This window comes from Bacillus silvicola (assembly GCF_050524305.1).
Lineage (GTDB): Bacteria > Bacillota > Bacilli > Bacillales > Bacillaceae_G > Bacillus_A > Bacillus_A cereus_AT.
In genome coordinates this window covers 104335-125774 of record NZ_JBNGVC010000024.1, presented here as the reverse complement: position 1 = coordinate 125774, position 21440 = coordinate 104335, and the positions used below count along the sequence as shown (strand labels likewise).

Sequence of the window (21440 nt, the reverse complement as noted above, 5' to 3'; positions counted from 1 at the left end):
AAGCTTGTCTCATAATATATAGGGATTGTTCTATTAAAATATCCAAAGGATGTGAGTATATGGAAGACTTAAATGTGAAAATTGACAGTCTAAAATCGGAACAAAAAGAGATCATGCGTGATATTCGTAATTTAGAAACTCGAACAATAATTAACGAGAAAGACATTTCTACAATTAATAAACAATTAGAAAAAATCAGCACGAATACCTCTTGGATTTTACGGATTATTATCAGTACGATAATTATGGCCGTTCTAGGTTTGATACTAAGAGGGGCAATTTGAAATTCTCAAAAGTACTTTTTTGAAGAGAGACAAGTGTCTCTTTATTTATTTTGAGGAGACGTATGTCGGAAAAAGATAAAATACTAACTTGAATCGTATTTCTCAAAAGTAAATGTAAATAAGTAACCCCAACTATTGAAACTACATAATCCTTATAAATACCTTTATTCATGAGTTTATTTAGCAATTTTTCTTCACCTGTCGTTCCATCTTTAAGACTCATACCAATGACAATACAAATCCTTCCATGAAAGAGTCTATATTCAAGTACCATCATCCTTCCTATTCAAGAGTAATTATCTTTCATCCTTCGTAGACATAACAATCTATATTATGTGAAAAAGTCATTATCCTGACTAATAAGCAATACTATAAGAAGAAAATATAATGGAGGTGAAGTCATGGGGGTTGTTAACGCAACAGATGCAGATATTGCACTTTTAGCAAGATTACTGAGAGCAGAAGCCGAAGGAGAAGGAACTCAGGGTATGTTGCTCGTCGGAAATGTAGGAATTAACCGAATAAGAGCCAATTGTTCCGATTTTAAAAATCTTCGTACCATTAGACAAATGATTTACCAAGAACACGCATTTGAAGCTGTTACTCACGGTTATTTCTATCAAAGAGCAAGAGAAAGTGAAAAAAGCTTAGCTCGTCGAGTAATCAATGGAGAGAGGTACTGGCCTGGGAAATTTAGTTTATGGTATTTTAGACCACCAGGTGATTGTCCTCAACAATGGTATAATCAGCCTTTTGTCGGGCGTTTTAAAAAACACTGTTTTTTTCAGCCAACAGCCGCAACTTGTGAACAAGTTTATAACACATTTTAAACAATGATAAAAACAATCTGTAATTAAAGAAAGTATAAAAGAGCGTTAATTTAACACTTTTTTGCTAGTTTTAGGAGTGGCATCAGGATTTTGCAGATTTACAATGTGAAGTTAGTGAACTGCTCACCACTTAGCTGACGCTGGAGTAAGGAGAATTCTATCGGGAAGTGCGGTTAGAAATAATTTAAAGAAATCTAGATAAAACAAAAAAATACAGATAAATTTCTATCCATGTGTTTTTTGTATCTATTTTTATCATTTAAATATCGATGACTATATATTATAACGGTGCCAAATTATATCATAGCTATGTAGGAGATTCGATGTCTAGAGCAAAAAGATTAAATGGAATGATTAGGATGGTTAATTGAATGAAAAAATTTACTGTGGGAGAATTAGCACACGAATTGATTGTTTCAAAACGAACCATTTTCAATTCGGGTTGCACATTTGGACAGTTAAATATATATAGGTAACTTTATGGAGTGGTGGTATAGGGTCTATTAATCCTTAATTATATAATATGAATAACTTGGTAATTAACTTGTACATTTTTAATATATTTATTTTATTTATGTAAAAGGTGCCAAGAAATACTTTGTAGTTTTATTTCTTGGCATGGGTATTTATTTGGGTCATTTGGATGCCGACCTTACAATAGTATATGTCCGCTATATGAAATGGTTTGTTATTTATGTTCAGTTCAGTAAATTTAGGAAAGAAAAAACACCTATTTTTTAATAGGTGTTTTTTCTGCAAATTGGCTTATAAAATTAAAAGAAAGGTATTTCTATTCATTCGTTTTTAATAATCATCTCTATGATCATGATCTTCACATTCTCTACAATGCTTACGCTTGCAACAGAAACGATTACAATCAGGTGAATTTATAGAGATTACGTTAATTTTGTTAATTGCAATACGTGCTAATCCCGGGAAACAATCAAAGTCAGATAAAATGATTACGTTGTTTCCTTGAAAACCTTGGAATGTTGCACTTGTAGGTGGTTGACAATCATATTGAATAACAATACAAGTACCAGGAGTTAATGTTCTTAAGAATTGTAATAATTCTGGATTATTATTCTCCTGTCTATTGTTTTCTTCTTTTCTGTGATGCTCTCTATGATGCTCTCTATGATGATCTCTCCGATCATCACATCTATCGAAATCACAACCTCCACCAAAACCAAAACCCATAAAAATTACCCCCTTTCGTTCGTTAGTACATCTTATGCTCGTCTAGAAGGGATGGTGTGAGTATATGAGTCTAGTTAAGTGTGGATTTTTTATTTAAATATAAAATTGGTTTAATAATATCATCTTCTCCTCTTTCATTAATCAATATATTGCAGTTTGATTTGTGATGTACTATGACTGATTGTTTCTTGTAACATGACCACATCTTTTGTTTGTTTACAGAATTAACATCGGATCGTAGGGGTACCAATGGATTCTATGCTGGCAAAAACCCTGTTTTTTTATTGGATTTACATTACTGTATGTTTTTATAGAATGAATGAGAAAGCCCATTTAGAAATGAAGAAAAGACACTCATATAAGAGTGTCTTTTCTGATGGTTTTTTAGCAGAAGCAAGCAGCTCCAACTATGATTAATAAAATAAATAGTACAACTAATAAAGCAAAGCCACCAGCAAAGCCGCCACAACTACCACCAAAGCCCATAATGGTTCCTCCTTTTGGTAAGAGGATAAAACAAGGGATCACTCAAGTATTTTAATGGATTCATTTTACCTTATGTTTTTATAGAGTAATTGAGCAGGTCCTTTTAAAAAAAGAAAAGACGTCATAAGGCGGGTAGTTCACTGTTGATTATTACATTCTCTTTTCCAAATTTCTAATTTTCATAAAGAAAAGTTTGAAATTGGTTACTGCAAAGATGGATTAAAACGATGTGAATCTAGATTGTGTATTTTCTGTTCTGAAAATGGGATTCTTCGTGAAGAAATATTGACTTAAAAACTGAATACAACAAAAAACTTGGAATTAGAGCGTAAACAATATCGAGAATTTATATAGATATTAAAATAGAATATAAATCGTGTAGAGTAATCTGCTTAGAACTAGCTAGAGAGTCTAAGTTAACAAACAGTGAAATTCATGATTATGCTTGCTTATTCCAAAAAAATTTGAGTGAAAAGGTGAGTTAACGACTCAGGAGGAATATGAAAAAGAATCTCCGGATATAGCATTTCTGCCCATTAACACCATACAAAAGTTATAAAGAAACATAAGTGAGCTAGTATTAAAAAACGAACAATTAAAAGGTATAAACAAAATTTCTAAATATAATTATTATAATGCATCAAAATTTCTAGATTCCTGGGAGTTTCTGCGTAATAGCTCAATATTTTTGAGTTCACTATAATAATATAAAATTATTTAGGAAGAAAATATTGATTAAATTGAAAAAGGAAGTCATAGCGCTATATGTAGGTTTTTTTGAATGAGTGCTCTTTTTACAAATTAAAGAGCAGCTAATAAAAGTTAACTGCTCAAGCAAGGAAATCGGAGAAAGGATTACCATGTTATCTGTAGTGTTGCCGGAATATTGAATTTTATTCATAAAGTATATGTATTTAAAGAAAAATATAGCCCACCACGAATAATGCAATCTATCCAATTGAAAGAGCAATATATTTAAAATTTTCATGATTACTCCTTTTAGATATAGATTGCTCTATTCATAAGAACTTTATTAAATTTATAACAAGATCATCATTTAAATACAAAGAGCACTATTTATGGTGCTCTATGACCAAGAGTCATACTGAAAAAAGGACAACTTCACCGACAGGTGAAGTCTGTATAAAATGAGGTGAAGTTCATACAAAAGTTGTTTGGAATTGCATCATAATTTGTAATTACACAGACTGTTTAGGCTTTATATCCCTATTAAAATGATTTTTGCACCAGAACCAAAAAGACCACCCTAAGGTGATCTTCTTATGTAGGGCGGGAAGACATCGGTCTTCCCTTCGGGTTGCCCCGATGGAAAGGGCGTTTTGTTTCCAAAACTGTTTTTCCTAATTACATAGTATGCAAGAGTTTCAGTTTAGTTCCTAAATTATTCAATAAAAAACTAAAAGTTTAATATATAACTTTTGTTTTTTATTTCTGATGGATTGATCCCATCGCTATCAAGCTAAAATTATGAAGTCCCCCCTAAACGAAAAATTTTATCTCACTACAACTATTTATGACCAATCAGCTCATTCTTTTCATATTGGGGGTGATTTATATTCTTAACCTGATAGGCATGTTATTAAATGATTTTTGTACCAGAACCAAAAAGACCACCTTAAGGTGATCTTCTTATGTAGGGCGGGAAGACATCGGTCTTCCCTTCGGGTTGCCCCGATGGAAAGGGCGTTTTGTTTCCAAAACTGTTTTTCCTAATTACATAGTATGCAAGAGTTTCAGTTTAGTTCCTAAATTATTCAATAAAAAACTAAAAGTTTAATATATAACTTTTGTTTTTTATTTCTGATCAAAGGAAAATATTTCGGTTTCAGCTCCTCTTGATGATACTCCTATAAACGTGTTTCTGTATCTAGTTGTGGCGCTATGCGTGTAGGGAATCCTTCGTCAAATACTGGTTTTCCAAGACTTTCATGCATTCCATCCATTACTTTCGCTAAATTCATTTCTTGTTCTTACTGCGTTACGTTATCAAAAAGAGAAACTTGTTCTTCCCCTTCCTGGATTAAATTCGTTAGAGAAATGTGTATGCTGAAACTGGATGGGCCAGTCTCTTTTAGACGTGAAAAAATAGAAAACTGTCTCATACTCGAAATTTGGTTCATTATTATCAAATTCTCCTTTTAGTAATTCCCCCAATTTATCCCCATTTAAATTTAGACAAGTACCTAACTAACCTTTTTTACCATATATTGCTTTCAAAAATAGAATTATAGGAGGAATTATCATGCTAATTAAAACATATAGCTCATATATAATTCCATGTGGTCAATTTAGTAATTACTCTCCACAATATTTATCTAGATATCCCCCTTTGTATCCATTATCTTATCCAGAGTGTCATTATGGTTATTATAGTAATTGGAATTATGAATACACTGGAACGTCAATACACGATATTCATAATTCTGAATTGGAACGAATGAGTTTGCTGAGCAGTGGATTAGAATATTTAGGGCATGAGATAGATCATACAATGCATCATCCTCCTGTGTGCCACGGTCATACTGGATACCTGACAAATAAGTTTGACTTAGAACTCAAAATTGAAAATGGCGGTTGGGTTACAGCTTGGGCAAATGACATTGCAGAAAAAGATGTATTACAGGGAGTATCTGTATTTAGTGCTAATCCAAGTGCCTTCTTGTACTGGATAAATAACTTAGTAAATCGTACTATTTCATCATTACAAATTGATGAACAACACAAGTTCACGGCTGAGATGAGGAGAGTAGCTAATGAAATGGCTGCAGATGTTATTAGACGAGCAATTCAAGGGAAAAGTCCATTAGAAACCTTTAAACAATTTGATACATTTGACTTTAAAGCAGGGGCAATAAGATATTCTGGTAGAAATATGTTATGTGGTAATACAGTATCTACTACTTGGGGAATGAAGCCTTATATTGCTCTTAGATTGCGCTAAATTTATAAGCCTGAAGATAAACAAAGGGGAGAATTGACTCTAACAGTGGAAGCAATGAATGTGTTTGTTCCTATAAACAATATAGAGAATTGATGTTTATATAACTGAAGAAAGAAGGGGCTCAAATTGAGTAACCCCTTCTTTTCTATTTGAATTCTACATGAAATTTAGTGTCAATGATTCCAAAAGCAACTTTACATGGGAACGGATTTTTTTCTGTTGAAGCAGCACGCATACAAGAAAGTGCCCAATATTCCAGTTCTAAAGGTAAGCGGTATACTTGAATACTACCATCATTGTTTTTTACAGATACGATCGGTGTATTTACCCTAGTTGTAGCGAAACCGTCCGTTGTTATCATTGCTACTGCATCATTAGTATGAAAACCGGCACTTAAAACTTCGTAAATCTTTCCATCTTTCTCATTGATAATCATAGGTATATTTAAATAGGGATAGTTATTTATATCATTATGAATAACTGTTCTTGCTGAATTCTTTTTTATCCGATTCCCTTGCATTTTATACACTCCTTTATAACAATCCAAACGTTATTACTTAAATCTATTCTATTTTACGTCTATTATGTTAGAAAATTGTAATGTCATCTTATTATAAAAAGCATAGGTACATATGACAGCGCTATTTAGCGGATCAATATCAACAATAGTCATATAACTAGAGAGTAAATTAATATGTAATTAATATTTCTTCTTTCCATTCATTTCTTAAAAGCATGGTTAGTTCAGTCATTTCTCGTCCTATGTACATACTTTCATTTCCATAATATGTATTTTAAATGAATATTGAAATAATATGCGGAAGTTTGAAAATAAAATTAAGAATAGCTATTAAATGGGTTGGTTACATTATTGATTGTGGAGGTGAGAAAGATGAACAAAAAACAACAAGGTTACAATAAGGCAACTTCTGGCGCTAGCATCCAAAGCACAAATGCTAGCTATGGTACAGAATTCGCAACTGAAACAAATGTACAAGCAGTAAAACAAGCGAATGCACAAGCAGAGGCAAAGAAAGCACAAGCTTCAGGTGCACAAAGTGCAAATGCTAGTTATGGTACAGAATTTGCAACTGAAACGGATGTGCATGCAGTGAAAAAACAAAATGCACAATCAGCTGCAAAAAAATCACAATCTTTTAGCTCTAATCAATAATGTAGGAAAAACACTTCTCTATCTTAAGAGAAGTGTTTTCTCAGGTTGTGAAGAAAGTCTTCTCTACAGCCTATTTTTGTGTCTAAACAAATACATAATGTATCACTAGCAACTTTAGATGATGAGTTTGCCACAGTTTTAAAAACGGAAGAATTGATTAAAAGTTGTAGTTAGTTGAAACAATACAATCTTTAGGTGTTTGTTTTAACGAATTTACCGAAAGAATTCTCCTTCCTCAAGCGTGGGAAGGCCGATAGCCCAACGGTAGGTGGGAGATGAATTTTGGTTTGGCATAGCCAAAAACCTTTGATAAACTAGCTATATGAAGTTCTTTGATAACTTGATATATGAGGTTGCAGGAAGAAAATAGAGTGCGAAAACCAAGCCATTCGGTTCCTGCGTAAAATATCAACCGTACCAAGAGAGCATCCAAGCGTTGGACATCTAGGGGTGGAACACCCCGAAGTAACGCTCGGGGAGACGAAAGGTTACTTTCGTCGTGGAACTGAGAAGCTCCCACTTCAAGCTTTGCTAAGTGGCGAGTAGTTCACTAGTATATGATATACACAGCTAGGAATACTGTCTTACGCCCATCAAACTAAAACGAAAAAAAGCTATTTTTTTGTGGAATATACAGAAAAAATAGCTTTTTTCATTTTAAGGGAATTTTGTTTTTTTAGCTTAATAGCGATGTGGTGCTATCCTATATCCATCAAGTTAAGGAAAATGTTATAAAAGTCCCTTCAGATTTGAACTGCACCCCAATTGTTAGACACGACTAACAATTGGAGGTGCAGTTTTTTTATGGCTAAATTTTCTTCAAAAGAAAAAATACAAGCAGTAAAACGATATTTAGAAGGCCCAGAAGGCGGGACAAGCATTGCTAAATCTATAGGCGTGGATCAGCGGGTATTTTATCACTGGATTAGCCGATATGAATATTCCGGTGAAAAAGCTTTTGAAAAACGCTATACATCTTACTCTACGCAATTTAAACTAGACGTACTTAACTATATGATTGAAAATAGGACGTCTATTAGGGAAACAGCGGCAATTTTTAATATTCCATCTTATGAAACGGTTCGTAAATGGAAAGTAGCTTATGAAACAGAAGGATTGGATGCCCTACAACTTAAAGAAAAGAGGCATCCGTCTATGAATAATAAAAATCACAAAATAGTGAAAAAGCAATTACCAGTCGAAGGCTCCATTGAAGAACTCCAAGAGGAGTTAGAAAGGTTACGTATGGAGAATGCGTATTTAAAAAAGTTGAATGCCTTAGTTCAAAACAAACAGAAGTCACAAAAAAAGACAAAGCGCAAGTAGTTTATGAATTAAGGCATCAATTTCCGGTACAATCACTTTTAGTGCTTGCCAATATTCCACGTAGCACATATTATTATTGGTTAAAAAATGCCAAACGTCCGGATCCAGATGCAGATTTGAAAGTATTAATTCAAGCTGTTTATCATGAACATGAAGGCCGTTATGGTTATCGCCGTATTCGTGATGAACTTACTAATCGTGGACATAAAATAAATCACAAAAAGATACAACGCATTATGAAAGAATTAGGATTAAAGTGTTTGGTCCGTATGAAGAAATATCGCTCTTATAAAGGAACTGTTGGAAAGATTGCCCCTAATATTTTAGAACGTAATTTCAAAGCAGAAAGGCCAAACGAAAAATGGGTCACGGATATTACGGAGTTTAAATTATTTGGAGAGAAATTATATGTATCGCCAATGTTGGACTTGTTTAATGGTGAAATTATCACGTATACAATTGGTTCAAGGCCAACCTACGCCCTTGTTTCTAATATGTTAGACCAATCCTTTGAACGCTTAACAGATGAGGATGCCCTCCTTATTCATTCCGATCAAGGTTGGCACTATCAAATGAAAAAATACCGTGATTCTCTTCATAAACGTGGTATTACACAAAGTATGTCTCGGAAAGGGAACTGTTACGATAACGCAGTTATCGAAAATTTCTTTGGTATTATGAAATCTGAATTTTTATATCGAAAAGACTTTAAGAATATGGAACATTTTGAACAAGAACTAGCAAAATATATATCTTACTATAATCATAAGAGAATTAAGGCAAAATTAAAGGGTATGAGTCCGATACAATACCGGACCCACGCCCAAAACGCTGCCTAATGAAATAACCATGTCTAACTTTTAGGGGTCACTTCAATTTTCTGAAGGGACTTTTATAGATTTCTAGATAGATTTACTACTGATAAGTGTTGTTATGTTAACTTGATGGGCATGTATGGTAACCCCAATAGCAATTATCGTAGGTGCTGCCTTGATCTGTGTGACGTCTTGTTTGTTGTTAATGAAAATAGATAAAGAAGATAGACTAGTAAACAAGCTGTTCTCTACTTTTAAACATAGAATATAATAAATTCTATTTAATATGAGGGGGGAACTTATATTCATGAGAGATGATTGTCGTTTTGAGAACTTCAGAGATTTTGATGATCGTCGTTGTAGACGTGATCGTGACTGCGATTGTGATGAATGTCGTCGCAGACGTAACCGTGACCGTGACTTCGATTTTGATGATCGTCGTTGTAGACGTGATCGTGACTGCGATTGTGATGAATGTCGTCGCAGACGTAACCGTGATCGTGACTTCGATCGCGATGACCGTTGGGATTGGTAAATCCCTTTGAAAGAGTGCTTTGAGGAAAAGCACTTTTTTTTGTTCAAGAATTTTCTGGTCTTATTTGTTAAGGGAAGATAAGGATAAATAAAAAAAGAGAGCAGAAGCCCTCTTTTGGAATCGGAATTGGTTAATTAAGAGCAAACTGGAATTCCTAATGCTATTAAGGTCAATGCTACCTCAAGAGAAATCTCAAGTCTAGCAACTTCGATTCCAGCTACTGAGAGAACTAAAAAAGGTTGGCCATTTACGAATAGAATACAGTTTAAGTTTTATTGAACAATCAATTGAACTAACAGAAGTTGTAGCTGGAACATATTTTTCCGAAATACGACTAAAGTCAATGCCATTGCCATGTAAATGTAATTCTATTCCAAACACACCAATGCTTCTATTTTTAGAATAATAGATTCTCAAAATCCAGCTAACTGCACTTCTAATAAAGGATTTTAGAGAGTGATCAATCATTTGAACTGATATAAATATGAATAGCTAATAAAATAATTTATTGAGAGGGAAATCTTGCTGCTGCAAAAAAGTTTAAATTAGTACCAGATACTGTAGTCCCAGTATCCCCAGCAAAACTAGCGAAAACCTCTACCGTATCCCCAGCATTTAACCTATAGATCGTACTAGCAGTTGTCCCCATCAAAACAGTATTTACATTAAAATTTTCCCGATAATTATCAACTCTCTCTATAGGATTACCATTAACGTTTATAAGAAGTATAAATTTCTGATCTATAGTAGGAGTATCAGGAAAAGGTACTACGCTAGCTATAATAGAATAAATTCCTGATTGCTTAGGAATAAAAGTAGAGTTCAATGGATCATATTCACTGTTCAAATCAAATATTGGTGTAGGAAACAAAACTTTTGTAGATATCTCAGTGATTGATTGAGAGGTAGGATTTTCAGCTCTAAATGCAGATTGTGGTACTGGTCCCGTTGGACCAGTACATAGGACCTGTTATTCTTGTGGCTCCGGTTGGACCACTTGGTAACGTGAATGGTGGGATAGGTGGCAGTGTAGGGCCTATCGAATTCGAGTCTAATGCAGCACTATTTAGAATTCCATGTGAGTCAAATTCATTTTCCTCTGACATGTGTCACCTCCAAAAAGTACTTATCATACTAAATAAATGCGTTTCGGAAGCATTTATGACATTAATTTGGAAAGCTTATTTGGATTAAAGATCCTGAAGGTCGACTGGTCGAGCTTTGGGAGAAATAGCGGGTTGTAATCTTTTGTTAATAAGCCAACGGGTACTTTAGTTCAATAATGGTTTCAAAAATAATCAAATTTTTTTATAAATAATTTAATCTGCAATATCAAATAAGAGCATGTTTTGATCAATCTTTTTTCAAAACACGCTCTTTTGATATCGTTAATTTAATCAAACTTTATTACAAATCTACAATTGTGCCCCAGATACATGAGCCCTTGGTGCTAGCCCTTAGCTATAGCGTTATGAATGTTTCTAAAACCGAAAAAACATTACAAAGACTGTGCAAGCTTCGTCGATGGATTCTTAAAGGTATCAGCCATTATGTATTGAGATTCTTTAATAGGAAGTGGCGTAGCGCTATGTTAGAAATGGAAGTAGTTTTGGAAATGAGTACATTCATCAATGGGTGTACTCTGAATTTTAAGTTGAATTATGAATACAAATAAGATGGAAACCACTTTGATTAATCTTTTTATTAAATGGTTTCATCTTAATTTATCAATAATTCGCTACACCATCTAAGGTTTCAGGACTAACCGTTTTGGATATAGCCCTACATGTGGTACTTTTGTTGCATGGAAGTTTCACTTTATTATGGACAAGGTGACATAGTAGTTACTTCTCCGAAAAAAGGAACCCCATTTACTGTACCTGCAGCTATAAGAGTTATGTTTCCAGGTCCAAAAGCAGTAACATTAGTGTGGAAGAATCCACCCGCTTCTGTAAATACTGTAGTTGGTGAAACAGTTGCTGCACCTTCTATTGTGAACGTAACTGGTATTCCTGCAAATCCTGCTCCATTTACTAACAAACTACCGGATGCTACAACAGGAACATTACAATCTGCACTTGTAAATCCTAGTCCAATCCCCACTTCTGTACCAGTGACCGGCAATCTCCTAACACAGACTTTAATGATTTCTTTTTCTTTGAATTTAAAAGCAACTCGTAATCCGTCTATAAATCCAAAATTTTGTTCTTGGGCAGAAACTTGTCCAAGAATTGCTGCACCTGTGACCTCGAAAAGGTCTCCTTCATTGGCATCTTCACGGTCAATTACACATTGAAAAGGGATATCATCAAAAACTTGAAAGCCCGGTACTAGGGTGCCATTTTCTAAAACAGCAGTGTAAGTTATCGTTTTATGAACTACCCCGCAAATTACAACTTTTTCTGGGACTACGTTTTCAATATCCGCTTCAACAGTTTGTGTAAAGGTAACGGTACCTGCAAGTGCTGGGGGGACAAGCTGCGTTGTTCGCTCAACAACAACTTGGCAACAAGTTGTTGGATTAATAATTGGGCAAACCATTTAGTATTCCTCCTTAGTTCTATAAATATATTCTCTTAGTACATTTCGAAGTCAAATAGAACGCTACTATTGCTTCTACTATAGATTATGAAGTAGATAGAGAGCTTGTATAGGAGGATATCTTGGACAAGTTTTCTAATTTTCAACAAATAATTAAGTTGTTTCATGTTAGAAAGATCTGTAACTACAAATCTAGTCTCTAAAATAATCCAATTTAATATTTATGATAAACAGATATAGATTTACTTAGTAATCATTTTTATAGAAATTTTTATTACATCTTTCTCTATAAAATTGAAAGCAAGGGGTTGTCTATACGATCGAAAATCATTTGAACTTCCAAAGTTAGCTTCACGTGCAAAAACTTCACCGAGTATCTTTTTCTCGACGATGCTAAATTGATGATTTTCTTTAATGTCCGTTGATTCTATAAGACACTGGAAGGGAACATCATCTTGAATGCTATGATTTGGAATCTCTCTGTTATGGGTTACTGCTGTATAAGTAACAGTTTTTCGGATATATCCAATAATGACGACTACTTCTGAACACACATTTTCAATCGTAGTGAATATCTGTTTATCAACCTTGACAGTTCCTTTTTTTGCGGGAGGAGCTAACTGGATTTTATGATCAACAATTTGTCTGCAACACATCGTTTGAGATTTTGGAGCTTGTAATGATTTTTTTGTTTTTTGAGCTTTCGAAAATACCGATAAATCGATATGTGGGAGATAAGGTGAGCTTATATTAATGAAATCTTTCTTATGATGTGAATTCATATACGTTCCTCACTTTTTGATAACATATAGTGTAGAATATGTTTTCTACACTATATATGCTTGTTTTTGACAAGGAATTAAAAAAATGAGCTGTTGTCATATATTTCACGTTTAAATTACATAGCGAATTCGTATGGATCTTGAGCGAATAAATGGATATCCGTAATGTCCATAAAAAATTCGTCAGTGCTGTATTGGTGAAAATCCTCAATAGGAGCGTATTGTAAAGTTAATTTTTATAAGTCGCATATATACAATTTTCTTCTAGTGTAAATACCATTAGGGAGGAACTGTGGTAGTAAAATATATGTTACCTATATCTGTAATATAGTATTTCGAATTGGTTATGTTACTATCGTATATTCCGACAAAAGAAAGCAAAGACCGAACGAGTTTCGTCGATGGATTCCCAAAGGTATTTCGCTTGCTATATGGAATTATCCTTATAGGAGGTGGCGTAGCGCTATGGCAGAAATGGAAGTCGTATATACCAGCAATGAGGTTTATAGTCGATTGGGAGTAAGTGGTAGTACACTTAGAAAGTATTCGGATGTTTTTGAACGTGAAGGCTATGATGTGAAAAAGAATAGTCGAGGGAGAAGGGAATATACAGAGTTTGATGTTTTACTTATTGAAAAGTTAGTAGAGTTGAGTAAGCAAGATGGTATGACCTTAGAAAAAGCTGCGAAAATGATTGCAAAGCAGTTTGGAATCGATAATAAGAAAGAGGAATCCCATGGATCAGATCCAGTTCCTTATCAAATGCAATATCAATTCCAACAGCAATATAGCGCTATGATAGAAGAAATTAATAAGGTGCAGCAAGCAAACCTATTAGAAATGGAAAAGAGACTCGGTGATCGTATAGATCAAAGAAACAAATTGATCGAGGAAGATATTAAAGAAAGAAATAAATTAATAAAGGAAGATATGAAAGATCGGAAGGAACGTGAAGAAAGGATAGCAAAAAGGTTAGAGCTAAGAGATGATAACCTTATGAAGATGGTCAGAGAGATTCAAGATGCTAAACGTACTATTGTATCAGCCCAGGAAGAAATAGCGGCAGCAAAAAGGAAATCCTGGTGGAAGTTTTGGAAATGAGTACATTCATTGCTGGGTGTACTCATTTTTTTTGGGACTGGACTAACAGTTTTTAGTGTTATAGGTATATTTGGAAAGAGGGAAATGTATTAAACTACATATATAATTTCATGTACCGTATTTTGAATTTAAAATAACGCATACAACAAAGGGGCTATAAAGATGGATCTATTATCACTTATGAAAAAGGCGATCATGGAGGTGGGTGGAAAAGAGACTGCATTGTGCGATGGATTTCAGTTCACAATAGAGCAATGGAATGAATGTAAAAAAAGGAAAAACTACTAAGAACGGTGTTATTTATGGATTTGCTATTAAGTTAAATGAAAGTAAAAAGTTAGAGCTCTTAAGTGAAGCGGGTAGATTAAAAACAATTAATAAAAAATCGTTAAAGATTGAAGAGACTTTTGATAATTATTACTTGTTGTATTGGGGAAAAAGTATTGATGCTAATGGAAGGGGGCAAGCACATGTAAAAGGTCATAAAAATGGTAATTTGCATTTAGAAAGGTATGAGTGTTAAAAAAAATATCCGATTGAATACGCGTTTGTCTATGTGGAGAATTTAACTATAAGTGGGCAGAGGTCAAAAGAGAAGTGGGTAGATTTGAAATATGATGAAGAAAAGGAATAGGTAAAAAAAGGAGTCGATATCCGACTCCCTTTAGTTATAAATAATGTGGAGTTAGAGTATAATTTTATATGGGTATATTGTATTAGATGAACTCTTTATCCTTTAATGGTGATTAATGATGGATTGTAAGAGGAGAGGCTTACAGTCCTTTTTTATGGTGTTTTATAAGCTTTCTTATATAATTAAATGCAGTTTGTATCAAGCAGATTGTTAAATATTGATCTAAGTAATTATAAATTTGAAGCAAAACTCAAAGTACTTTATCATTCTAATCAATGAACAGAATGTAGATTAGTAAACGGGCTGTCTCTGTTTTTAAGCATAGAATATGATGAATTCTATTATTATTTTAAATTAACTAAAATGTACATTAATAAAAGATATTGCTCTAGTTCCTATTGGTTTGCTATGAATAAGTACCGGGATATTGTTCTTGAAATGATAGCTGAACTACGAGCTATAGAACCAATTCGAGAACCACAACGTGAACTACTTACAGCCCGACCTATTGAGATTCGTTTAGGTACTACGTTTTAGGTGGAAAATCTAAATTTAAATAAAATAAAGATATCTATAACAGAGGTGCTCAGATGATTACAATTAGTTTATGTATGATTGTAAAAAATGAAGTAGAAACACTTAATAGATGTTTAGAATCAGTTAAAGACATCCCTGATGAGATTATTATTGTAGATACAGGCTCAACAGATCAAACAAAACAAATAGCTAGTAAATGGACGAAACAAATTTTAGATTTTAAATGGATAGATGATTTCTCAGCAGCTCGAAATTATTCTTTCCATCAAGCTTCAATGGACTACATTTTATGGTTAGACGCTGATGATATACTTTTACCAGAAGAACGTAAAAAGCTACTTGATTTAAAACAATCACTCACTCAAAAAATTGATGCGGTTTCCATGATTTATCATGCGGAAATTGATAAATTTAATAATGTTTTAACCAGCATTCGCCGCAATAGATTAGTTAAAAGAAGTAAAAACTTTCAATGGCACGGCGTTGTTCATGAAGATCTAAGTATTCATGATCAGTATAATTCTCTCGAAAGTGACATCATAGTCACCCATAAAAAAAATTATGCCGATAATGAATCAGATCGAAATCTCAAACTATATGAACAATTTTTGAAAAAAAATAAAGGCAAAATGACAGTTCACGATATATTTCATTATGCCAGAGAATTACATAAACATAAAAAATATAAACAAGCCATTGAATTTTATAACAAGTTCTTAGACTACGAAGATATCCGATTAGAACACAGGATTTTTGTTATGCATAAATTAGCTAGTTGTTATCATCTAATCGGAAATTTTAAAAAAGAAATAGAAATCACATTTCAGTCTTTAGAATACGATGTTCCTCAACCGGAATTTAGCTGTCGCCTAGGTGAATTCTTTCTTAAGAACAATCAGTTTTCTCAAGCTGTCTATTGGTATAATCAAGCTATAGAAGCACCTTCAGCTAACTCTACTCATTTCATTGAACGACAACCCTTTAAAACTTGGTTACCGCATAAACAATTAGCGTTTTGCTACTTTCAGCTAAAAGACTATAAACAGACTAATTATCATAATAAAATGGTTCTTCGTTTCTTACCAGCTGATGAGGAGACCCTTAATAATATTAAAGTAATTGAAGAGTTAATGATGACTGATTACCACTCATTCGAGTAGTAGTTGATACACAGTGGGGAGTTGTTAATCCTACTATTACGACTTTTTTTATTTTCTTTCAAATGTTCTTCAAGTCCAGTTCCTATAAATGCACTGTTTACTTTTTTCTTAAAAATCTTTTCATCTTTGATTGGAACTACAATATCTTTAAAATCTGAACTTTTTTTACTAGGATGGAAAATAGATTGATCGTTATCAGATAAGTGCTGAATATGTATAATTGGATATTCTTTTTCTCTCCACATATTCAAAAGAATTTGAATATTCCCTTCAGCATTAGGGTTATTTCTAGTACCCCATTTCTCTTCTTCAAAAGCTTTTTGAACATCAATTATAATTAATACTGTATTGCTGAAATCTTCTCTTATATGTATTTCTCCTTAAATCTTTTTTGTATATTTTAACATTTTTGTTAGGTGGGTGTATTAAAAGTAGGAATTTTATTTAAACTTCCTAGAAAACATTTTATTTCGCCAATCCTTATGATAAGGCTGATTTTTACGTTTTTAACTTAGGTAGACATCGTAATCAAAATAAGAAATTCATTGTTTCCTAAAACAAAAAAAGATTGGACCCTTATGAATAACTAATTATAGAAATTACACATTAAACTAGTGAACATTCTAATAAGACCAACATATGATAAAACCGTGGGACAAGTTATCATATGAGGTGAGACTTGGAGCTCCATACTCATTTGTTGAAGGGTACCTAATGACGGGTGCTCTTTTTATATAAGGACAAGCATATATTGGAGTATGGGGTAGCCCCCTTCATATATTTGAGGGTTCTGGTGCGAAAACTTTGAAGTATATGAAAATGGTCTATCAAACTTGGAAATACTGATAGTACTACTCTATAAAAGGTGTGTGATCAGTATGGAAAAGGAGAATTTATTTAAGTGGAAACATTATCAACCAGACATCATCTTGTTAACTGTACGTTGGTACCTACGGTACAACTTAAGCTTTCGTGATTTGGTGGAAATGATGAAGGAACGAGGGTTATTCCTGGCTCATACAACTATTATGCGATGGGTACATCAATATGGGCCGGAGTTTGATAAACGAATTCGACGTCATCTCAAACAAACGAATAACTCATGGAGAGTGGACGAAACATATATCAAAGTAAAAGGACAATGGATGTATTTATATCGTGCCGTTGATTCTGAAGGAAACACGATTGACTTTTATTTGAGTGAATCTAGAAATCATAAGGCTGCAAAGCGATTCTTCAAGAAAGCCTTGCGGTCTTTTCATGTCTCAAAACCTCGTACACGGTTGATAAGAACCCTGCTTATCCAATCGCTATCGAACTGTTGAAGAAAGAAAAAAGGATACCAATAGGCACCAAAATCCGAAGGATAAAATATTTAAATAACATAGTAGAACAAGATCATCGTTTTATTAAAAATCGTATACGCTCTATGTTAGGATTTAAATCATACAAAACAGCAGCCTCTATATTGAGTGATGTTGAGGCCATGCATATGGTCAAAAAAGAACAAATTGATTTGCAGGACCAGTCTGTCCAAAATCAGAATGTTTTTATCAACCAGCTGTTTGGATTAACTGCTTAACAGGTGATTCCGTTAGGAATCCTTGATTCTTTTTTATTTATCATCTTTTTGCACCAGAACCGTATTACTTTTATATTTGTAATTAAATCCCAGAGTGATCCCTCATTCCCCGAATCGTTTCCATACCCTTAATTGAGGGGCAAAAATCATCTCCGAATTGGGGAGCTGTAGCGCTAGATATTTACAATAAAAACGGTAAAAAAACAAATGGACATTCGGAAATTTACAAAAGATCCTTCAGAATATGAAGAGGAAAAGCCAGATAAAGATACGTCTATCAAACTGGCATACACCATTTTTACCGACCAAAGAAAAACAAAAGAAAATGATGAATTATTGGCAAAAGATAAGCAATCGCATGAGAAAGATTTTATTGAAAGGGATAAAAAAGATTGGAAAGAAAAGATCACAAATTACGGAAAAGCAATCAAGTTAGAAGAAGAAAATGCGAAACAAGTAGATCAAAAAATGAAAGAACTACAAGAAGAACTGAAGTATCAAACGAAAGCTGAAAAAATGGAAACACAATCTAAAATTTCAGCTTTAGGATCGAAAATAAAAGAGTCTGGGAAGAACATAAAACTGTTTAAAACGAAACAAAAAAATGCACAAGATAAGATTAAAAAATTGGAGAAAAAGGAACAAGAAATTCATAAAAACTGAAAAAAGTCTTAGGGACATGATGGAGACATTGAGGAAAAACAAGGGGACACGATAGGGACATTTAGAAAAAATGACGGGACGTGATGGTGACATCAATAAGAAATAAGGGGACATTAACGGGACATTCAACGAGTTTTCTTGCCCCCATCGTTTTGCTAGGCTCCGCCTAGCTTCACACCCTCGGTGGGAACAAAAACCCCTTATGCTCTTCTCACTATTTTTCGTTCTCTAACCAGATTTGCAAAAATGAGCTGGAATTGTGCATCTGAAAATAAGAGATATAGATCCAGTTGCAATCAAAAAGTTTGATGAAACGGCGGTAGGATCATTTTATATTGACATAAGGGACAATTTATCAGGTATGTATATATGGTCAAAGATCAGCTATTCCAGTCGGTAATTAAATGAAGTAGAGTAAGTAGTTATTTTAAATTTGAACTTGCCATCCTTTTGGGTGGTTTTTTTTGCATAAATATAGCCTCGTTTGTTACGAAGTTACATCCAAAAATCATTTTCATTTATGTTTTTACCTAATTTTTTCAAGCCCCTTATTATTTGAGATATGGTTGAAAATTTAGGTGTGTATTCTTTATCATTACATACTTTAGAAATAGTACCTCTACTCAACTTAGCTGCTTTCTCTAATTCCCCTTGTGTTATCCCTTGCTTATCTAACCATCTACCGAATTTACTCCGTTTTTTACCTAATCCGAACACCTTTACCACCTCATGAATAGCTTGCCCTTTCCGTCATTTTTTTAAACACGAGAAAAAAAATGACATAAAGACCAAACAGTACACAATACCTTTTACCATACCAAACTGATTACGATATACCGTTCCAAATGGATAGCCTTTTAAAACTTCGTTTCACTTATTCGAAATAGAATTCGCTCACAGAATAAAACTCCAGACATCGAAAGATTACTATGTTCAACGATTCATAACTGATTTTATCTCTTCTAATCTTCAGGGACTATTCTTGCAGAATACGAAAAGAAGGGTGGTGTTCGGCTTTGATATTTGAGTTAGTTAGTTCAGCTGCAGTCGGTGGCGCTATGTTTCTAGTTAAAATGCATCAAAAAGGAGCGACAAACGATGCCTCTAAGATTCAAAGGATTTGTGCTAATTGCGGTTTGAAAGTGAAAGAAGGGAAAGAGACCAGAACTATACAGCTACTCCGTAAGACAAGAAATGAATGGGGAGTAGAGTATGCTTACAGAATCCCTCTTGGTCTTAGCTTCTCCGATTTTGAGCAAAAGATACAGCATTTAGAGGACGGATTAAATCACAAGAGCAAAGTTTATAATTTTAAGCTACAGGACTTTAAATCTCTTCGTCTGCGGAAAGATATTTTAAAACAAATACAAAACATAAACAAGAAAAAACTCGTTAGAAAGGAAATCGAGCTGTCTTATGACGGGTTACTAAAAATAAGAGTTTACGAGAAGGGGATTCCTGATTTTGTGAAATTTGAAGAAGATATGATGAAGCAATGTAGAGGATGGGAAGTACCTATTGGTTATACAAGAGACGGATTGGTAAAACACGACTTTGACCAGTTATCACATATGATATCGGCCGGCATGACGGATATGGGTAAATCGAATGTACTAAAGCTCATAATCACATCCCTTGTACGCAATCAGTCGGAGAATACAAAGTTATTTCTTATCGATTTGAAGGGTGGTCTATCTTTTAACCGATACCGATTCCTAAACCAAGTCGAATCAATTGCGAAGAACCCAGAAGAAGCCCTAGAGACTCTAAGGGAGCTGCAAACCAAACTGAATGATAGAAACGAATACTTACTAGAAAAAGGATACGAAGATATAAAAGAAGCCGGGGATCTCACGAGGTACTTTGTAATTGTAGATGAAGCAGCCGACATGACGCCATATCAGGAGTGCAAAGACATCATTGTTGATATAGGCCGTCGCGGCAGGGCAGCTGGATTCCGCTTAGTATATGCGACTCAATACCCCACTAATGAAGCGTTACCATCGCAGTTAAGACAAAATATAGGCGCCCGTGTTTGTTTCAGGTTACAAACAGAAGCAGGGAGCCGCGCTGTGCTAGACGAAGGCGGCGCGGAGAGTCTTCCTAACATAAAGGGAAGGGCTATATATCAAACGAATGAGAAGAAGGTTCTACAGACTGTTTATATCGATAATAAGCAGATTGATAACATCATAAAGCCACATATCAACATAAGAGCGAGGAAGGAGCATGAAGATGCAAAAACTAGCCATAAAGGAAGCGAGAACCGAATCCATACTCTTGAGCTTGAAGAAGTTGGGATTTTTAAGTAGAAAGCAAATTCAGGTACTTCATGATCTTGGTGGCGACAGGAATGCTTCTCGTGTAATGAAGGGGATTGAAGAATATGTGTCCAGCTTTAGAGATGGAGAAAAGGTTTATTATCTCAACAAGGAAGGGCGAGAACGCATCGGGAGCAAGAAAATACTCAAGCGCTCGAATCAATTTCGCCACTACATTATGAGAAATGACATTTACATTGCTTATGAATGCCCGAAATCGTGGAAACAAGAAGTGAAGATGAATGTAAAAGGAGTTGTATCCATAATTGCGGATGCCCTTTTCACGGATAATGGCCGATATCACATTGTAGAAGTGGATCACGAGCAGAAGATGAGCGCGAACCGTATCAAGATGCAGAAATATCGCAAATTGATGGAATGTAATGTATTTGAAAAGACACCTAAGTTCATTTGGTACACCACGACGGAATACCGCAGAAAACAACTCCAGAAGCTTTGCGAGGGATTAGATTGCAATATATTTACGGTTACTGATTTCCATTAAAA

General features: G+C 34.2%; 20 protein-coding genes and 7 pseudogenes. 14 read left to right on the top strand and 13 right to left on the bottom strand.

From position 1 onward, the window contains the following. Window positions 1-59 precede the first annotated feature (59 nt). Window positions 60-284 carry a hemolysin XhlA family protein gene (locus ACP6L7_RS36015; RefSeq protein WP_097833059.1) on the top strand — a complete coding sequence of 75 codons (225 nt, stop codon included), beginning with the start codon at window positions 60-62 and terminating at the stop codon, window positions 282-284. Between the two features lie 401 nt (window positions 285-685). Further along, window positions 686-1114 carry a cell wall hydrolase gene (locus ACP6L7_RS36010; RefSeq protein ID WP_097833058.1) on the top strand — a complete coding sequence of 143 codons (429 nt, stop codon included), beginning with the start codon at window positions 686-688 and terminating at the stop codon, window positions 1112-1114. An 804-nt stretch (window positions 1115-1918) separates the two neighbouring features. Here ACP6L7_RS36010 and ACP6L7_RS36005 read toward each other — a convergent pair. Both ACP6L7_RS36005 and ACP6L7_RS36000 read right to left on the bottom strand, forming a co-directional pair. After that, a complete protein-coding gene (locus tag ACP6L7_RS36005; protein ID WP_430529895.1) occupies window positions 1919-2314 on the bottom strand; it encodes a hypothetical protein in 396 nt (131 codons plus the stop codon). Window positions 2315-2698: 384 nt separating this feature from the next. After that, entirely contained in the window at window positions 2699-2800 is a 102-nt protein-coding gene (locus tag ACP6L7_RS36000) for a YjcZ family sporulation protein (protein ID WP_071720039.1), read from the bottom strand. Window positions 2801-3902: 1102 nt separating this feature from the next. On the opposite strand from ACP6L7_RS36000, the pseudogene ACP6L7_RS35995 reads away from it, so the two are divergent. Beyond that, window positions 3903-3992, top strand: a pseudogene (locus tag ACP6L7_RS35995) (IS6 family transposase); the annotation flags it as partial. A 623-nt stretch (window positions 3993-4615) separates the two neighbouring features. On the opposite strand, the pseudogene ACP6L7_RS35990 reads toward ACP6L7_RS35995, so the two are convergent. Continuing rightward, window positions 4616-4905, bottom strand: a pseudogene (locus ACP6L7_RS35990) (hypothetical protein); the annotation flags it as partial. A gap of 158 nt (window positions 4906-5063) precedes the next feature. Between ACP6L7_RS35990 and ACP6L7_RS35985 the strand changes: the two are divergent. Continuing rightward, entirely contained in the window at window positions 5064-5762 is a 699-nt protein-coding gene (locus ACP6L7_RS35985; protein ID WP_097833056.1) for a hypothetical protein, read from the top strand. A 145-nt stretch (window positions 5763-5907) separates the two neighbouring features. Here the strand turns inward: ACP6L7_RS35985 and ACP6L7_RS35980 are convergent, their stop codons facing one another. Next, complete coding sequence (locus ACP6L7_RS35980) at window positions 5908-6282, bottom strand: hypothetical protein (protein WP_098361764.1); 375 nt, start codon at window positions 6280-6282, stop codon at window positions 5908-5910. Window positions 6283-6330: 48 nt separating this feature from the next. Then, a pseudogene (locus ACP6L7_RS35975) lies at window positions 6331-6450 on the bottom strand (YolD-like family protein); the annotation flags it as partial. A 204-nt stretch (window positions 6451-6654) separates the two neighbouring features. Between ACP6L7_RS35975 and ACP6L7_RS35970 the strand changes: the two are divergent. The 3 genes from ACP6L7_RS35970 (at window position 6655) to ACP6L7_RS35960 (ending at window position 9612) form a co-directional block, all read left to right on the top strand. After that, window positions 6655-6936, top strand: coding sequence for a gamma-type small acid-soluble spore protein (locus tag ACP6L7_RS35970; protein ID WP_097833054.1), 282 nt, complete (start codon window positions 6655-6657; stop codon window positions 6934-6936). An 804-nt stretch (window positions 6937-7740) separates the two neighbouring features. Continuing rightward, a protein-coding gene (locus ACP6L7_RS35965) for an IS3 family transposase (protein ID WP_430528870.1) occupies window positions 7741-9101 on the top strand; the annotation gives its coding sequence in 2 pieces (ribosomal slippage) (window positions 7741-8197 and window positions 8197-9101; 1362 coding nt in all). A gap of 283 nt (window positions 9102-9384) precedes the next feature. Then, window positions 9385-9612, top strand: a complete 228-nt coding sequence (locus ACP6L7_RS35960; RefSeq protein ID WP_097833053.1) for a hypothetical protein — start codon at window positions 9385-9387, stop codon at window positions 9610-9612. Between the two features lie 134 nt (window positions 9613-9746). On the opposite strand, the gene ACP6L7_RS35955 is transcribed toward ACP6L7_RS35960, so the two are convergent. The 6 genes and pseudogenes from ACP6L7_RS35955 to ACP6L7_RS35935 form a co-directional block, all read right to left on the bottom strand. Further along, a complete protein-coding gene (locus ACP6L7_RS35955) occupies window positions 9747-9872 on the bottom strand; it encodes a DUF3956 family protein (protein ID WP_097833063.1) in 126 nt (41 codons plus the stop codon). Then, a pseudogene (locus tag ACP6L7_RS36305) lies at window positions 9856-10005 on the bottom strand (Y-family DNA polymerase); the annotation flags it as partial. The pseudogene ACP6L7_RS36305 and the gene ACP6L7_RS35955, both read right to left, overlap by 17 nt. 112 nt (window positions 10006-10117) lie before the next feature. Next, window positions 10118-10483 (bottom strand): hypothetical protein, encoded by a 366-nt coding sequence (locus tag ACP6L7_RS35950; protein ID WP_176539498.1) that lies wholly within the window; start codon window positions 10481-10483, stop codon window positions 10118-10120. 49 nt (window positions 10484-10532) lie between these two features. Continuing rightward, window positions 10533-10718, bottom strand: a complete 186-nt coding sequence (locus tag ACP6L7_RS35945; protein WP_176539499.1) for an exosporium leader peptide-containing protein — start codon at window positions 10716-10718, stop codon at window positions 10533-10535. A 715-nt stretch (window positions 10719-11433) separates the two neighbouring features. After that, on the bottom strand, window positions 11434-12153 hold the full coding sequence (locus tag ACP6L7_RS35940; RefSeq protein ID WP_097833051.1) for a DUF3794 domain-containing protein: 720 nt from the start codon (window positions 12151-12153) through the stop codon (window positions 11434-11436). Between the two features lie 242 nt (window positions 12154-12395). Continuing rightward, window positions 12396-12935 carry a hypothetical protein gene (locus tag ACP6L7_RS35935; protein WP_430529894.1) on the bottom strand — a complete coding sequence of 180 codons (540 nt, stop codon included), beginning with the start codon at window positions 12933-12935 and terminating at the stop codon, window positions 12396-12398. Between the two features lie 465 nt (window positions 12936-13400). Between ACP6L7_RS35935 and ACP6L7_RS35925 the strand changes: the two genes are divergently transcribed. The 3 genes from ACP6L7_RS35925 to ACP6L7_RS35915 all read left to right on the top strand — a co-directional run bounded on the left by ACP6L7_RS35925 (window position 13401) and on the right by ACP6L7_RS35915 (window position 16367). After that, complete coding sequence (locus tag ACP6L7_RS35925; RefSeq protein ID WP_141536814.1) at window positions 13401-14036, top strand: DUF3967 domain-containing protein; 636 nt, start codon at window positions 13401-13403, stop codon at window positions 14034-14036. Window positions 14037-14295: 259 nt separating this feature from the next. Further along, window positions 14296-14559 carry a hypothetical protein gene (locus ACP6L7_RS35920; RefSeq protein WP_430529893.1) on the top strand — a complete coding sequence of 88 codons (264 nt, stop codon included), beginning with the start codon at window positions 14296-14298 and terminating at the stop codon, window positions 14557-14559. Between the two features lie 701 nt (window positions 14560-15260). Next, window positions 15261-16367, top strand: coding sequence for a tetratricopeptide repeat-containing glycosyltransferase family 2 protein (locus ACP6L7_RS35915; RefSeq protein ID WP_098361904.1), 1107 nt, complete (start codon window positions 15261-15263; stop codon window positions 16365-16367). On the opposite strand, the pseudogene ACP6L7_RS35910 reads toward ACP6L7_RS35915, so the two are convergent. Continuing rightward, window positions 16348-16735: pseudogene (locus ACP6L7_RS35910) on the bottom strand (isochorismatase family protein); the annotation flags it as partial. The gene ACP6L7_RS35915 and the pseudogene ACP6L7_RS35910 sit on opposite strands and share 20 nt — an antisense overlap. 510 nt (window positions 16736-17245) lie before the next feature. Between ACP6L7_RS35910 and ACP6L7_RS35905 the strand changes: the two are divergent. Then, window positions 17246-17949 (top strand): annotated as a pseudogene (locus ACP6L7_RS35905) (IS6 family transposase). 143 nt (window positions 17950-18092) lie between these two features. Further along, a pseudogene (locus tag ACP6L7_RS35900) lies at window positions 18093-18612 on the top strand (hypothetical protein); the annotation flags it as partial. Between the two features lie 495 nt (window positions 18613-19107). Here the strand turns inward: ACP6L7_RS35900 and ACP6L7_RS35895 are convergent. Continuing rightward, window positions 19108-19329, bottom strand: a complete 222-nt coding sequence (locus ACP6L7_RS35895) for a helix-turn-helix domain-containing protein (protein ID WP_097833045.1) — start codon at window positions 19327-19329, stop codon at window positions 19108-19110. 299 nt (window positions 19330-19628) lie between these two features. Between ACP6L7_RS35895 and ACP6L7_RS35890 the strand changes: the two genes are divergently transcribed. Both ACP6L7_RS35890 and ACP6L7_RS35885 read left to right on the top strand, forming a co-directional pair. Beyond that, the gene (locus tag ACP6L7_RS35890; RefSeq protein WP_430529892.1) at window positions 19629-20924 is read left to right on the top strand and encodes an FtsK/SpoIIIE domain-containing protein; all 1296 of its coding nucleotides are present in this window, start codon (window positions 19629-19631) and stop codon (window positions 20922-20924) included. Then, window positions 20893-21438, top strand: a complete 546-nt coding sequence (locus ACP6L7_RS35885) for a replication-relaxation family protein (RefSeq protein ID WP_257206382.1) — start codon at window positions 20893-20895, stop codon at window positions 21436-21438. Before ACP6L7_RS35890 ends, ACP6L7_RS35885 begins: the two co-directional genes overlap by 32 nt. The last annotated feature ends 2 nt before the right edge of the window (window positions 21439-21440 follow it).

Excerpts from the sequence above, each read along its gene's own strand:
- ACP6L7_RS36000 (WP_071720039.1), bottom strand. The coding sequence starts at position 2,800 with ATGGGCTTTGGTGGTAGTTGTGGCGGCTTTGCTGGTGGCTTTGCTTTA.
- ACP6L7_RS35915 (WP_098361904.1), top strand. The coding sequence starts at position 15,261 with ATGATTACAATTAGTTTATGTATGATTGTAAAAAATGAAGTAGAAACA.
- ACP6L7_RS36010 (WP_097833058.1), top strand. The coding sequence starts at position 686 with ATGGGGGTTGTTAACGCAACAGATGCAGATATTGCACTTTTAGCAAGA.
- ACP6L7_RS35985 (WP_097833056.1), top strand. The coding sequence starts at position 5,064 with ATGCTAATTAAAACATATAGCTCATATATAATTCCATGTGGTCAATTT.
- ACP6L7_RS35945 (WP_176539499.1), bottom strand. The coding sequence starts at position 10,718 with ATGTCAGAGGAAAATGAATTTGACTCACATGGAATTCTAAATAGTGCT.
- ACP6L7_RS35925 (WP_141536814.1), top strand. The coding sequence starts at position 13,401 with ATGGCAGAAATGGAAGTCGTATATACCAGCAATGAGGTTTATAGTCGA.
- ACP6L7_RS36015 (WP_097833059.1), top strand. The coding sequence starts at position 60 with ATGGAAGACTTAAATGTGAAAATTGACAGTCTAAAATCGGAACAAAAA.
- ACP6L7_RS35940 (WP_097833051.1), bottom strand. The coding sequence starts at position 12,153 with ATGGTTTGCCCAATTATTAATCCAACAACTTGTTGCCAAGTTGTTGTT.
- ACP6L7_RS35920 (WP_430529893.1), top strand. The coding sequence starts at position 14,296 with ATGAATGTAAAAAAAGGAAAAACTACTAAGAACGGTGTTATTTATGGA.
- ACP6L7_RS35970 (WP_097833054.1), top strand. The coding sequence starts at position 6,655 with ATGAACAAAAAACAACAAGGTTACAATAAGGCAACTTCTGGCGCTAGC.
- ACP6L7_RS35960 (WP_097833053.1), top strand. The coding sequence starts at position 9,385 with ATGAGAGATGATTGTCGTTTTGAGAACTTCAGAGATTTTGATGATCGT.
- ACP6L7_RS35980 (WP_098361764.1), bottom strand. The coding sequence starts at position 6,282 with ATGCAAGGGAATCGGATAAAAAAGAATTCAGCAAGAACAGTTATTCAT.
- ACP6L7_RS36005 (WP_430529895.1), bottom strand. The coding sequence starts at position 2,314 with ATGGGTTTTGGTTTTGGTGGAGGTTGTGATTTCGATAGATGTGATGAT.
- ACP6L7_RS35935 (WP_430529894.1), bottom strand. The coding sequence starts at position 12,935 with ATGAATTCACATCATAAGAAAGATTTCATTAATATAAGCTCACCTTAT.